This is a genomic window from Trueperaceae bacterium (assembly GCA_023954415.1).
Taxonomy (GTDB): Bacteria; Deinococcota; Deinococci; order Deinococcales; family Trueperaceae; genus JAAYYF01.
In genome coordinates this window covers 1-12,108 of the sequence record JAMLIB010000020.1, presented here as the reverse complement: position 1 = coordinate 12,108, position 12,108 = coordinate 1, and the positions used below count along the sequence as shown (strand labels likewise).

The window sequence follows — 12,108 nt, the reverse complement described above, 5'->3', positions numbered from 1 at the left end:
GAAGCAGGGCGAGATCGTGGCGCTTCTTGCCATGCATCCTGGAGGGCTCACGTGCGAGCGGCTGCATGACTTGCAGTGCGGCGGGCTGGGGGAGTCCAACACCACCAAAGTAGCCGTTTCACGCTTGCGCAAGGAACTGCCGGTCTCGACCTCGCCTTATCGTCTTACGGTGCCGTTCAAGGCGGACTTCATCGAGGTGTCCAAGCTTCTGGATGCCGGCGAACTGCAGAAGGCGCTGAACCTCTACACGGGTCCTTTCTTGCCGGAGTCCGATGCTCCGGCTATCGTCGAACACCGTCAGTACCTGGAGGAGAGCCTCAGGCAGGCTGCTCTCGATTCGAAGGACAGCGACGCGCTGATTCAGCTGGGCACGGTATTGGACGACGATCTCGAGATATGGCTGGCGGCCCGTGCGCACCTGCCGCCTGGCGACTACCGCGGCTCGGCGATATCCGCCCGCATCAGGCGCATAAAGGCCGGCTGGTAGGCCGGTGCAGCGGTGTGCGCTCGCATCGTGGCCAGAACGAGCCGTTCGCTCGCGCTACCGCTACCACCGGGCAGCGTACGCGGTGCGCAGGTGCCCTACGCCCTAGCCGTCCTTCCGCCAGACAGACCTTCCGCCGACGACCATCTCCTTGATCGTCGGTAAGCCCCACGTGTAGAGGGGCATCAGTGCTCGGGCCGAGTCGACGACGAGGTAGTCGGCAGGGGAACCCGCCTGCAGCGTGCCCCAGCCGGGCCGGCCGAGCGCCTTGCCTGCGTTCGCCGTACCCGCTATCAGGGCTTCCTGGACGGTCAGCCCGGAGGTCGCGATGGCCAGCTGCAAGGCCGGCAAGAGCCCGAACACAGGCGAGGAACCCGGGTTGTGGTCCGAGGCCACAGCGAAGGTAACGCCGCTGCCTCGCAACACCTCTGCGCTGGGCACCGGCTTCTTGAGTAGGAGTGCCGCCACGGGCAGAACGGTGGCCACCGAGCCTGCTTTCGCCAAAGCCTCGAAGTCGTCCGGCGTGGCCGACTCGAGATGGTCCGCCGATAGGCCGCCCAGTTCCGCTACGAGGCGCGCCGCGCCCGTATGCGTGAGCTGCTCGGCGTGCGCTTTCACCTGGAGGCCGTGGCTGAGGCCCGATTCCAAGATGCGCCGCGCTTCAGCCAACGTGAAGGCGCCCTCGTCGCAGAAGACATCGACGGTGTCGGCGAGGCCCGTGCGGGCAGCCTCGGGGAGCGTCTCCATCACGAAGCGGTCGACCGCGAACCGGCGCTCGACGCCGGGGTCGGGCACGTGCGCAAGTAGGGTGGTCGTCACCCGTTGCGGGCCGTCCTCGCCCAGCTTCCGGGCAACCCGCAACATCTTCAGCTCCGACTCGGTATCGAGGCCGTAGCCGGACTTGATCTCGATGGCCGTGACGCCGCCCCGCAGGAAAGCGCCGGCCCGCCGCCGCGCCAGCATCAGCAGCCCGTTCTCGCTTGCCGCGCGGGTAGGCGCAACGGTGTTGCGTATGCCCCCACCAGTAGCCAGCAGTTCGGCGTAGGACACCCCTTGAGAGCGTAAGACGTACTCGTCCAACCGGTCGCCTGCCCAGACCAGGTGCGTGTGGCTGTCCACCAAGCCTGGTATGACGCCCCGGCCGTCCAGGTCGAGCGTGGACCACGCGGAGTACTCGGACGGCACCTCGCTCTCCAGCCCCACCCAGGCGACGTGTTCGCCCTCGAGCGCCATGGCTGCCCCTGTGAGCGTCGTATGTGGAGTCAGCAACTCGCTGATGCCCTTGACCAGGGTGCGCCGGGCGTCGTGATCCGCTGCCAGTGGCAGGCTCATGCTCTACGCTGATCGGTCACGCCGGGAAGGTCCATCCCGCGGGCGCGAGCGGCCTCGACGGCCAAGTCGTAACCGGCGTCGGCATGCCGCATGACGCCCGTGCCGGGGTCGTTGAGGAGCACTCGGGCGAGGCGCTCGGCCGCCGCGCTGGAGCCGTCGGCGACGCACACTTGACCGGCATGCAAGCTGTAGCCCATCCCGACGCCGCCGCCGTGGTGGAAGCTCACCCAGCCGGCGCCGCTCACCGCGTTGAGGGCGAAGTTGAGGAGCGCCCAATCGGCTACTGCGTCCGAGCCGTCTTGCATCGCTTCCGTCTCCCGGTACGGGCTTGCAACGGAGCCGGAGTCGAGGTGGTCGCGGCCTATCACGACGGGCGCCTTGAGCTCGCCGCTGGCGACCATCTCGTTGAACCGCAGGCCGGCCTTGTCGCGCTCGCCGTAGCCGAGCCAGCAGATGCGCGCCGGCAGGCCCTGGAAGGCGAACTTGCCGACGCCTTCGGTCAGCCAGCGCCTCAGCCCCACGTCCTCCGGGAAGAGCTCGAGGATCGCCCGGTCCGTGCGGCGGATGTCCTCCGGGTCGCCTGACAGCGCTACCCAACGGAACGGCCCCCGCCCTTCGCAGAACTGATCGCGGATGAAGGCCGGCACGAAGCCGGGGTAGGCGAAGGCGCCAGCGAACCCGCCCTCGCGAGCGAACGCCCTCAGGTTGTTGCCGTAGTCGAAGGCGATCGCACCGGCGTTCTGCAGGTCGACGATGGCGGCGCAGTGCCTGGCCATGGCTTGCAGTACGCGTTCGCGATAGGCCTTGGGGTCGGCGGAGCGACTGGCGGCTACGTCCTCGTCCGGCAGCGCGGGTGGCGAGTAGCCGTAGAGAGGGTCGTGGGCGCTCGTCTGGTCGGTCACCAGGTCGACCGTGACCCCACGGCGCACCAACTCGGGCAACACCTCGGCCGCGTTCCCGAGGAGGCCGACCGAGAGCCCGCGCTTCTCGCGCTTGGCGGCTTCGAGCGCTCGCAACGCCTCGTCGAGGTCCGTGCTCCCCAGATCCAGGTAGCCCGTCTCCAAGCGCCGCTGTATGCGGTGCTGGTCCACCTCGACGACCAGGACGGCGCCCTGGTTGAGGGTGACGGCGAGGGGCTGGGCGCCGCCCATGCCACCGAGGCCGGCCGTCACCGTGAGGGTGCCGGCCAACGTACCGCCGAAGTGCCGGCGCGCGGCGGCGGCGAAGGTCTCGAACGTGCCTTGCAGGATGCCCTGGGTCCCGATGTAGATCCACGACCCGGCCGTCATCTGCCCGTACATCATCAGGCCGGCCGCGTCGAGGCGATCGAACTCGTCCCAGGTCGCCCACTTCGGTACGAGGTTGGAGTTCGCGAGGATCACGCGCGGCGCCTGCTCGAAGGTGCGGAAGACCCCGACAGGCTTGCCGGATTGGACGAGCAGCGTCTGGTCGTCCTCCAAGCGCTCCAGGGTCGCGAGGATGCGGCGGTAGGCATCCCAATCGCGCGCGGCCTTACCGCGCCCGCCGTAGACGACGAGACGTTCCGGCGCCTCGGCCACTTCCGGATCGAGGTTGTTCATGAGCATCCGCATGGCTGCTTCCTGGATCCATCCCTTGGCAGTCCGTGCGTTGCCTCTCGGGGCCCTTATCGGCCATGTCGGCGGTGTTCCCATGGTCATGTGCTTGGCCTCCAGCGGCCTGAAGTCAAGCCATTATCGCCTGCCTAGCGCGCCCATGACGGAGCCATGACCTGGCGTCGATAGCCTCACCGTCGGAGGTTGAGCCATGCAGAGAACGTCGAAGTCAAGACCCGTGAAGTCCGTCCTAGCCTTGGTGGCCGCGACGCTCGGCCTGTACGCTGCCGCCCAGAACACGATAGTCGTGGACGGCTCGTCGACCGTCTACCCGATCTCGCTCGCGATGGCCGAGGAGTTCACGATCGACAACCCCGGCATCCCCGTCTCCGTCGGCTTCTCCGGCACGGGCGGCGGGCTCTCCAAGATCTGCGCGGGCGAGATCGACATCGCCGACGCGAGCCGCGTGGTCAAGTCGACCGAGCTCGAGGCGTGCGCGGCCAACGGCATCGAGCTGATCGAGCTGCCCGTCGCGGCCGATGCGCTCACCGTCGTCGTCAACAAGCAGAACGACTTCGCGACGTGCCTTACGGTGGCCGAGTTGAACGCCATCTGGGCACCGGACTCGCAGGTCGTCAACTGGAGCCAGGTGCGCGCCGGCTTCCCGGACGCCCCCCTCACGCTCTTCGGTCCCGGCACCGACAGCGGCACGTTCGAGTACTTCACCGAGGCCGTGAACGGCAAGGCCGGCGCCATCCGCACCGACTACTTCCCGAGCGAAGACGACAACGTCCTCGTCCGCGGGGTGGAGAGCGACATCTACGCCATGGGCTACTTCGGCTTCGCCTACTACGCGGCCGACTCCGAACGCCTCAACGCCGTGCAGGTCGACGGCGGTAACGGCTGTGTCGCGCCCAGCGCGGTGACCATCGAGTCAGGCACCTACACGCCCCTCTCGCGCCCGCTCTTCATCTACGTGAGCACCAAGGCGTTAGCCACCAAGCCGGGCATCGCTGAGTTCGTCGACTACTACCTCTCGGAGGACGCGCGGGAACTCGTCGAGCACACCGGCTACGCTACTTACTCGGACGACGTCTACGCCGCGGTGGCCGCGCGCTTCGCCGCCCGCGTGACGGGTACGGCGTTCGGAGACTTCCGACCGGGCGACAGCGTGCTCGACGCCATCAAGAGCAACGAGTGACGGAGGCGGGAACCAAGTGAGCCGGGCGGCCGCTGGGGGTGGGGACGGGCGGGAGGGCACCTTGCGGCTGAGCCGCTCGGAGGCCAACCGCGAACGCATGGTGGCGTGGGTCCTTGGCCTCGCCGCAGCGCTGACGGTCCTCACCACCGCGGCCGTCGTGATCGTCCTGGCGAGGGAGACCGTCGGGTTCTTCCTAGACCCTGCCGTCAGTGTATGGGAGTTCCTCACGGGCGACCGCTGGACGCCGCTGTTCGCCGACAAGCATTTCGGCATCCTGCCGCTCGTGACCGGCACGCTGCTCGTCACCGCCATCGCGGTGCTCGTCGGCGTGCCGCTGGGTTTGGCCGGCGCCATCTACCTGGCCGAGTACGCCCCCCCGGGCCGGCGACGCAGGCTCAAGGGCATCCTGGAGCTCCTTGCGGGGATCCCGACCGTGGTGCTCGGCTTCTTCGCCCTCTCTTACGTCACGCCTTGGCTCCAGAGCTTCATCCCGGGCGTCAGGTTCTTCAACGCCCTTTCCGCCGGGCTCGTGATGGGCTTCATGATCTTGCCGACCGTCTCGAGCCTGGCGAGCGACGCCTTGCAGGCCGTCCCGCAGTCCTTGCGCGAAGCCGGTTACGGGCTGGGTGGCAGCAAACTGGACGTCATCGTCAGGGTGCTACTCCCGGCGGCGTTCTCGGGCCTGGCCGCCGCCGTGATCCTGGCGTTCTCGCGCGCGGTCGGAGAGACCATGATCGTCAGCCTCGCCGCCGGCCAACGCCCGACGCTCACGTTCGATCCGCGGGAGACGATCGCCACCATGACGTCGTTCATAGTGCAGGCCGCGACCGGCGACCAACCGGTAGGGTCGTTGGCGGCTCGGTCCCTGTACGCCGTCGGGGCCGTGCTCTTCGCCATGACCTTGGTGATGAACCTCGCCTCGCAGGCCCTGGTGCGGCGCTTCCGGGAACGTTACGAATGAGGGCGGCACGCGCCAGGAGAGTACGTGGTGGGCTGTTCCACGCGGCGGTGGCGGTTCCCACGTTCCTGGCCCTGGTGTTGCTGGCGGCGCTGTTGGCCGAGCTGCTCACGGACACCGTCTCCTGGCAAGTCGTCGAGCCTCGGGGCAGCGGCGAGTCGTTCGCCTTCTTCGCCGGCTTCTCGCTCGCTGGCAGCTGGGAGAAGGTCGTGCGCCTCGAGCTAGCCGCGCGGGGCAGCGACCAGGCAGAGATCGACGCGGTCACGCAAGACCCGGACGAGCGGCGGAAGTTCGCCGCCCGCAACCGCGTAGAGCTCATGTTGTGGGCCGACGGCAAGCCCATGCGCTGGGTCGTCACCGGGAGCAGGGACGCCTTGGTGCAGGATCACGGCCTGCTCACCGGGTGGCAGAGGCGCGGCGAGCTCCTCGCCGGGCTGCAACCCGGGCAACACCTCTATCTGAACCCATGGCTCGATATCGCTTTCTTCGCCAAGTCCGCCTCACGTACGCCGCTGATGGCGGGTCTGGCCCCCGCGCTCCTCGGCAGTCTCTGGGTGATCGGACTGGTCATCCTCATCGCCGTTCCCGTCGGCGTCGGCGCGGCGATCTACCTGGAGGAGTACGCGGCCGACAACGCCTTCACGCGTGTCCTCGAGGTCAACCTGCGCAACTTGGCAGGGGTGCCTAGCATCGTGTACGGGATCCTCGGCCTCACCGTGTTCGTGCGCCTCCTAGGCCTCGGCCCGGTCGTCCTCGCCGCCGCCCTCACGCTGTCGCTGCTCGTCGTGCCGGTGGTCGTCATCGCCTCGCGCGAGGGCATCAGGAGCGTCCCAGCCTCCATGCGGCAGGCGGCTTACGGTCTGGGCGCCACCAAGTCGCAGGTGGTCTTCCGCGTGGTGCTCCCGGCGGCGCTGTCGAGCGTCGTGACCGGTGTCATCCTGGCTGTGGCGCGCGCCCTGGGCGAGACGGCGCCACTGCTCGTCATCGGCGCCGCCGTCTTCGTTCCTGGGCTCCCGAACGGACCATTGGCGCAGTACACGGCGCTGCCCATCCAGATCTACACCTGGGTGGGAGAGAACGAGCGGGAGTTCGCCCACGTGGCGTCCGCAGGCATAGTGGTGCTCCTGGGCGTGTTGGGACTGCTGTACGGCGTGGCGTTCTGGTTGAGGCGCAAGTACGAGAGGCGTTGGTGAAGCGAGGCGATGGGAAGGACAACGTGAGCAAGGCACTTCCGGAAGACCACGTCACCGTCCGCACGCACAGCGTGCCGGCGAGCGAAGCCGTAGTCGGCATCGAGGGGTTCAGCCTCTGGTACGGAGGGTTCAAGGCGCTCAAGAACGTGTCGCTGACCGTGCCTCGCGGGCAGGTCACGGCGCTGATCGGCGCGTCCGGCTGCGGCAAGAGCACGCTCCTGCGCAGCATCAACCGCATGAACGACCTGGTCGACGGGGTGCGGACGGAAGGGCGCGTGACTTACGAGGGGCACGAGCTGTACGGCGCCGACGTCGACCCGGTCGAGGTCAGGCGCCGCGTCGGCATGGTGTTCCAGAAGCCCAACCCGTTCCCCAAGTCCATCTACGACAACGTCGCGTTCGGTCCGCGCCTCATCGGCCGGACGCAGGACCTGGACGTGACGGTCGAGCGGGCCCTACAGGACGCCGCGCTCTGGGACGAGGTGCAAGGCAACTTGAAAGGCTCAGCCTTCGGCCTCTCCGGTGGTCAGCAGCAACGCCTGTGCATGGCGCGCGCCTTGGCGACGGAGCCGGCCGTGCTGCTCATGGACGAGCCGACGAGCGCGCTCGACCCTATCGCCACCGACCGCATCGAGCGCCTCATCGCCGACCTCAAGGGGCGCTACACGGTGGTCATAGTCACGCATAACATGCAGCAGGCCGGCCGCGTGAGCGACCGTACCGCCTTCATGCACTTGGGCACGCTCGTCGAGGAGGGGCCGACGGACCAGATGTTCACCGCCCCCAAGCACGAGCTCACCGAGCGTTACGTCTCGGGGCGGTTCGGCTGAGGGGGCGGCGCGAGGTCGACGCCGTTCACCTCGTTCATCGCCCGCTCCGCGCCGCTCCTGGCGATCAGCTCCACGGCGTCGGCGGCGCTCGCGACGACGCGCCCCAGTAGCGCCGCCTCGCCTTCGTCGAAGCGGCTCAGCACCCAGTTCTCCGTGGCCCAGCCTTCGGGCGGCCGCCCCACGCCTACCTTCAGGCGCCAGAAGCTTGGACCAATGGCGCGGGCGATGTCCGCCACGCCCCGTTGCCCCCCGCCGCTGCCGCCGAACCTGACGCGGAGGCGGCCCAAGGGCAGGTCGATGTCGTCGTGTACCACGAGTAGTTCGGCCGGACGCACCCCGCCCTTCGTGAGCGCCGCCTGGACCGCCCGGCCCGAGAGGTTCATGAAGGTCAGGGGCTTGAGCAGTTGAACGGTGGTCGACGCGAGGGTGGCGGGCGCCAGCTTCGTGGTGGTCGCCTCGCGCTCTTGCCTGAAGGCGCCACCGTGCCTGCGCGCGAGCTCGTCAACGACGAGGAACCCGGCGTTGTGCCGGGTTCCTGAGTAGCGCGGGCCTGGGTTGCCTAGGCCGACTACGAGCCTTACAGGGGTCGTGTCCGAGGGTAGCCCCAACCCTGGTCGTTACTCGTCGCCGGCGGAGCCGATGACTTCGGGCTCGGTGGCGCCGGCGGAGCTGTCGTCGGACACCCGAGGCGGCACGACGGCCACGACGGAGAGCTCGAGGTCGTCGAGCACGGTGGCTTCCTGGGGGAGACCGGCGACGAGGTCCCTCACGTGGAGGCTCTCCCCGATCTTGACCGAGGACACGTCGAGCGTGACGTGGTTGGGGATGAAGCGGGGCAGGACGGAGATCTTGACCTCGCGGCGCTGCACGTCGAGCAGACCGCCGTCGCGCACGCCAGCGGCCGTGCCGACGACCTCGATGGGCACGTGGACCTCGAGGGCCTCGTCGGCCGTCACCGCGAAGAAGTCGACGTGCATGGGCTCGCGGCGGCGCTTGTCCATCTGGACCTGCTTCACGAGCACGGCATGCTCCTGCCCGTCGACCACGAGGTCGATCAGGGAGGAGGTCCCCTGCGCGCGGAAGGCCTTGTCGAACGCGCGCATGTCGAGCGTGATGGACTCGTTGAGGTCCTTGTTGTAGACGACCGCGGGGAGCTTCCCATCGCGGCGCAACTGCGCTGCCGTGCCCGGCGCGCGCTTCTCGGCTTCGATTCTCATGGTTCCTCCGGTGCGTCTTCCCTTGTGCGGCGACGCGATCGCAACTAGTGACGATACTCGTTATCACCCGTGTCTGTAAAGACACGCCGAGCGCGAAGAGTGCGGCGGGCTGCCGGACATGACGATCGGCGGAGCTCGCCGGGCCACCCGAGGCGCGTGGGGCGTGAGGTGGCGTCTAGCGTGCCGCCGTACGCGTCTTCTTCAGTTGGCGAACAGGGAACTGACGGACACGTGGTCGTGAACGTTGCGGATCGCCTGCGCCAGCAGCGGGGCCACGCTGAGGACGTGGATGCGGTCGGTCGTCTTGGCCAGCGGGACGGTGTCGGTGACGTAGATGCCGGTGATGGAGTCGTGCGTGAGGCGCTCCAACGCCGGCGGCGTGAACACGGCGTGCGTGGCGGCGACGCGCACGTCGGGCTGTGCGCCCAGCTTCAGCAGGGAGTCGATGCCGTGGCGCATGGTGCCGGCGGTGGAGATCATGTCGTCGATGATGATGGGGCGCTTCCCCTCGACCTCGCCGATGACGTGCGTCACCTCGGTCTCGGTCGGGCTCGTACGACGCTTGTAGAGCATCACCAGCGGCAGGTTCAAGTGGTTGGCCAGGCGTCTGGCTTCCGTCGCGCGGCCGACGTCGGGGGAGACCACGACGCTGTCGGTGAGGTCCATGTTCTTGAGGTGACCGCCCAGGATGGGCAGCGCCGTCAGGTGATCGACGGGGACGTCGAAGAACCCTTGGATCTGCCCGGCGTGCAGGTCGACGGTGATGACGCGATCGGCGCCGGCGGTCTCGAGGAGGTTGGCGACGAGCTTCGCCGTGATCGGCTCGCGGGCCTGCATCTTCTTGTCCTGGCGGGCGTAGCCGAAGTACGGGATGACGGCGTTGATGCGCCAGGCGGAGGCGCGGCGCAGCGCGTCGGTCAGTACGAGGAGCTCCATGAGGTTGCTGTTCACGGGAGCGCAGGTCGACTGGATGATGTAGCAGTCGGCACCGCGGACGCTCTCGTCGATGCTGATGCGGGTCTCGCCGTCGGGGAACTTACCGACCGTGCCCTGGGCGATGTGGGTGCCGAGGTAGTCGGCGACGGCCCGCGCCAGCGCCGGGTTGGCGTTGCCGGTGAACAGCTTGACGTCCTCGCCGCTCCTCACAGTCCACCGCCCCAGGTTTCCGCTGGGAATCCGCGGGAGGGGAGCCGGTCGGCGGTGCGCGGCCACGTCGCCACGCGCCGCCCGTGGGCGGCATGCTTGGATGGTTCGAACGTCACGGAACACCTCGCACTGGGCACTTGGGCCGCTACGGCCCTCGACTCGTCCGCGACTGCGGCAGGCGGCGCTGCCGGCCCACGGTTCGGCCACGCGCGAGTATACCCGTCAGCGCCGCGACCCGCCCGCGGGGCGGGACGCGGAGAGGACACGTCGCGGCGCCTCGTCGATCCGCGCTTGACGAGCGGCGCTCGAGCGCACCCGCCTAATGCACTTCTGGCGCGCACATGCGTTTCGGCGCGCCCGCGTGCTTCCGCCGCGCACGCGCTTCGCCGCGCCTACGCGCTTCTAGCGCGCCTACGCGCTTCTAGCGCGCCTACGCGCTTCTAGCGCGCGTACTCGACAGCCCGCGACTCGCGCACGACCGTGACCTGCACCTGCCCCGGGTACTCCATGTCCTGCTCGATGCGGTTCGCGACGTCTCTCGCGAGGAGCACGGCCGTGGCGTCGTTGACGCGCTCCGGCTGCACGATGATGCGCAGCTCGCGGCCGGCCTGGATGGCGAAAGCACTCTCGACGCCGGGGAAGCTCGTCGCGATGGCCTCGAGCCCTTCGAGCCGCTTGATGTAGCTCTCGAGCGTCTCGCGGCGCGCGCCCGGCCTCGCGGCGGAGATCGCGTCCGCGGCGTTCACGATGATGGGGAAGAGCGTCTCGGACTGGTCCAGGTCGTGGTGGTTGCCGATGGCGTCGATGACTTCCTTCGGCTCCCCGAAGCGCTTCCCGAGGCTGGCACCGATGACCGTGTGCGTGCCCTCGATCTCGCGGTCGATGGACTTGCCGATGTCGTGCAGGAGGCCGGCGCGGCGCGCCATGGCCTCGTCGAGCCCGAGCTCGGCGGCGATGATGCCCGTGAGGTGGGCCACTTGCACGGAGTGTTTGAGGATGTTCTGGCCGTAGCTGGTGCGGAACTGCATGCGCCCGAGGAGTTGCACGAGGCCGGGCTTGAGGCCGACGACGTTCGCCTCCAGCGCGGCTTCCTCGCCGCGCTCCCTGATGTACTGCTGCATCTCCTGTTGCGCCTTGTGCACGACCTCCTCGATGCGCGCCGGATGGATCCGTCCGTCCGTAACGAGCTCGGTGAGGGCCAGCTGGGCGACCTCGCGCCTCATCGGGTTGAAGCTCGAGAGCAGGACCGCTTCCGGCGTGTCGTCGATGATGAGGTCGACGCCGGTCAGGGCCTCGAACGCCCTGATGTTCCGGCCTTCGCGGCCGATGATGCGGCCCTTCATCGCGTCGCTCGGGATGGGTACGACCGAGACGCTGATGGCGGCGGATACCTCGGAGGCGCTCCGCTGGATCGCCTGGGCGAGGATGTCCTGCGAGCGCTTGCGCGACTCGGCGTCCGCCTGCTCGATGGCGCCGCGCACGCGCACCGCCTTCTCCCGCTCCAGCTCCCGTTCCAGCTTGTCGACGATGAGCTGGGTGGCCTGCTCGCGACTCAGCTGGGCGATCTCGTGTAGCTGCGCTTCCATGGCGGCCTCGCGCGCGTCGATCCCTTCCTCCCGGGCGCTCAGGTCGGTGTTGCGCTGGTTGAGGCGTTCCTCCGCCTCGTCCAAGCGCAGCGCGCGGGCGTCCTGCTGCTCGCTGCGGCGGTTGAGGCGCTCCTCCTGCTGCTCGAGGCGCTCGCGGTCGCGCCTTGCCTCGTCGCGCGCCTCGCGCGCCTCCTTGCGGTCGCGCTCGATCTCCACCAAGGCGCGGTCCGCTTCGGCCTTGCTCGTCTCTCGCAGGTGCCGCAGCTCGTCATCGAGGCGCGCGCGCTTGACGCGCTCGTCCTCTTCCCAGCGGGCGCGGGCCGCGGCGACGGTCGCCTCGGCGGAGCGGACGGCTTGCTCGCCCGTTGCCCGCGCTTCGCGCTCGGCCTCCGCCATGCGCTCGGCGACGAGGCGCTTCGCTTCCGCCTCGGCGTCACGCTCGTTGCGCCGGCGGAGGAAGTAGACGACCGCTGCGCCGATGATGAGGCCGAGGAGTAGCAGCAGGATGGAAGTTGAGGAGCCGTTCACTGCTCACCGCCTTCTACGTCGTCCACGTCTTCGGTGCTTGCGGCGCCCGTGGTCTTTGC

The 12,108-nt window shown here is 68.8% G+C and carries 11 protein-coding genes; 5 read left to right on the top strand and 6 right to left on the bottom strand.

The features are described 5' to 3' along the window. Positions 1-487: hypothetical protein (locus M9914_14105; GenBank protein ID MCO5175308.1), on the top strand; the 487-nt coding region annotated here is incomplete at its 5' end. A 102-nt stretch (positions 488-589) separates the two neighbouring features. On the opposite strand, the gene hutI is transcribed toward M9914_14105, so the two are convergent. Then, positions 590-1,816 (bottom strand): imidazolonepropionase, encoded by a 1,227-nt coding sequence (gene hutI / locus M9914_14100; protein MCO5175307.1) that lies wholly within the window; start codon positions 1,814-1,816, stop codon positions 590-592. Continuing rightward, the gene (hutU, locus tag M9914_14095; protein ID MCO5175306.1) at positions 1,813-3,489 is read right to left on the bottom strand and encodes a urocanate hydratase; all 1,677 of its coding nucleotides are present in this window, start codon (positions 3,487-3,489) and stop codon (positions 1,813-1,815) included. Before hutU ends, hutI begins: the two co-directional genes overlap by 4 nt. 112 nt (positions 3,490-3,601) lie before the next feature. Between hutU and M9914_14090 the strand changes: the two genes are divergently transcribed. The 4 genes from M9914_14090 (at position 3,602) to pstB (ending at position 7,572) form a co-directional block, all read left to right on the top strand. Continuing rightward, positions 3,602-4,591 (top strand): PstS family phosphate ABC transporter substrate-binding protein, encoded by a 990-nt coding sequence (locus tag M9914_14090; protein MCO5175305.1) that lies wholly within the window; start codon positions 3,602-3,604, stop codon positions 4,589-4,591. Positions 4,592-4,652: 61 nt separating this feature from the next. Beyond that, positions 4,653-5,552, top strand: a complete 900-nt coding sequence (gene pstC, locus M9914_14085; GenBank protein MCO5175304.1) for a phosphate ABC transporter permease subunit PstC — start codon at positions 4,653-4,655, stop codon at positions 5,550-5,552. Further along, the gene (gene pstA / locus M9914_14080; protein ID MCO5175303.1) at positions 5,549-6,742 is read left to right on the top strand and encodes a phosphate ABC transporter permease PstA; all 1,194 of its coding nucleotides are present in this window, start codon (positions 5,549-5,551) and stop codon (positions 6,740-6,742) included. The genes pstC and pstA overlap by 4 nt, the downstream gene beginning before the upstream one ends. Before the next feature lie 71 nt (positions 6,743-6,813). Beyond that, on the top strand, positions 6,814-7,572 hold the full coding sequence (pstB, locus tag M9914_14075) for a phosphate ABC transporter ATP-binding protein PstB (protein ID MCO5175302.1): 759 nt from the start codon (positions 6,814-6,816) through the stop codon (positions 7,570-7,572). Here pstB and pth read toward each other — a convergent pair. The 4 genes from pth to rny all read right to left on the bottom strand — a co-directional run bounded on the left by pth (position 7,548) and on the right by rny (position 12,049). Then, on the bottom strand, positions 7,548-8,180 hold the full coding sequence (gene pth, locus M9914_14070; GenBank protein ID MCO5175301.1) for an aminoacyl-tRNA hydrolase: 633 nt from the start codon (positions 8,178-8,180) through the stop codon (positions 7,548-7,550). The two genes, pstB and pth, sit on opposite strands and share 25 nt — an antisense overlap. Positions 8,181-8,189: 9 nt before the next feature. Further along, on the bottom strand, positions 8,190-8,789 hold the full coding sequence (locus M9914_14065) for a 50S ribosomal protein L25 (protein ID MCO5175300.1): 600 nt from the start codon (positions 8,787-8,789) through the stop codon (positions 8,190-8,192). A gap of 201 nt (positions 8,790-8,990) precedes the next feature. Continuing rightward, positions 8,991-9,935 carry a ribose-phosphate pyrophosphokinase gene (locus M9914_14060; protein MCO5175299.1) on the bottom strand — a complete coding sequence of 315 codons (945 nt, stop codon included), beginning with the start codon at positions 9,933-9,935 and terminating at the stop codon, positions 8,991-8,993. Between the two features lie 440 nt (positions 9,936-10,375). Further along, the gene (gene rny / locus M9914_14055; protein ID MCO5175298.1) at positions 10,376-12,049 is read right to left on the bottom strand and encodes a ribonuclease Y; all 1,674 of its coding nucleotides are present in this window, start codon (positions 12,047-12,049) and stop codon (positions 10,376-10,378) included. Positions 12,050-12,108 lie beyond the last annotated feature (59 nt).

Coding starts and splice junctions, on each gene's coding strand:
- hutI (MCO5175307.1), bottom strand. CDS start 1,816: ATGAGCCTGCCACTGGCAGCGGATCACGACGCCCGGCGCACCCTGGTC.
- hutU (MCO5175306.1), bottom strand. CDS start 3,489: ATGGGAACACCGCCGACATGGCCGATAAGGGCCCCGAGAGGCAACGCA.
- M9914_14090 (MCO5175305.1), top strand. CDS start 3,602: ATGCAGAGAACGTCGAAGTCAAGACCCGTGAAGTCCGTCCTAGCCTTG.
- pstA (MCO5175303.1), top strand. CDS start 5,549: ATGAGGGCGGCACGCGCCAGGAGAGTACGTGGTGGGCTGTTCCACGCG.
- M9914_14065 (MCO5175300.1), bottom strand. CDS start 8,789: ATGAGAATCGAAGCCGAGAAGCGCGCGCCGGGCACGGCAGCGCAGTTG.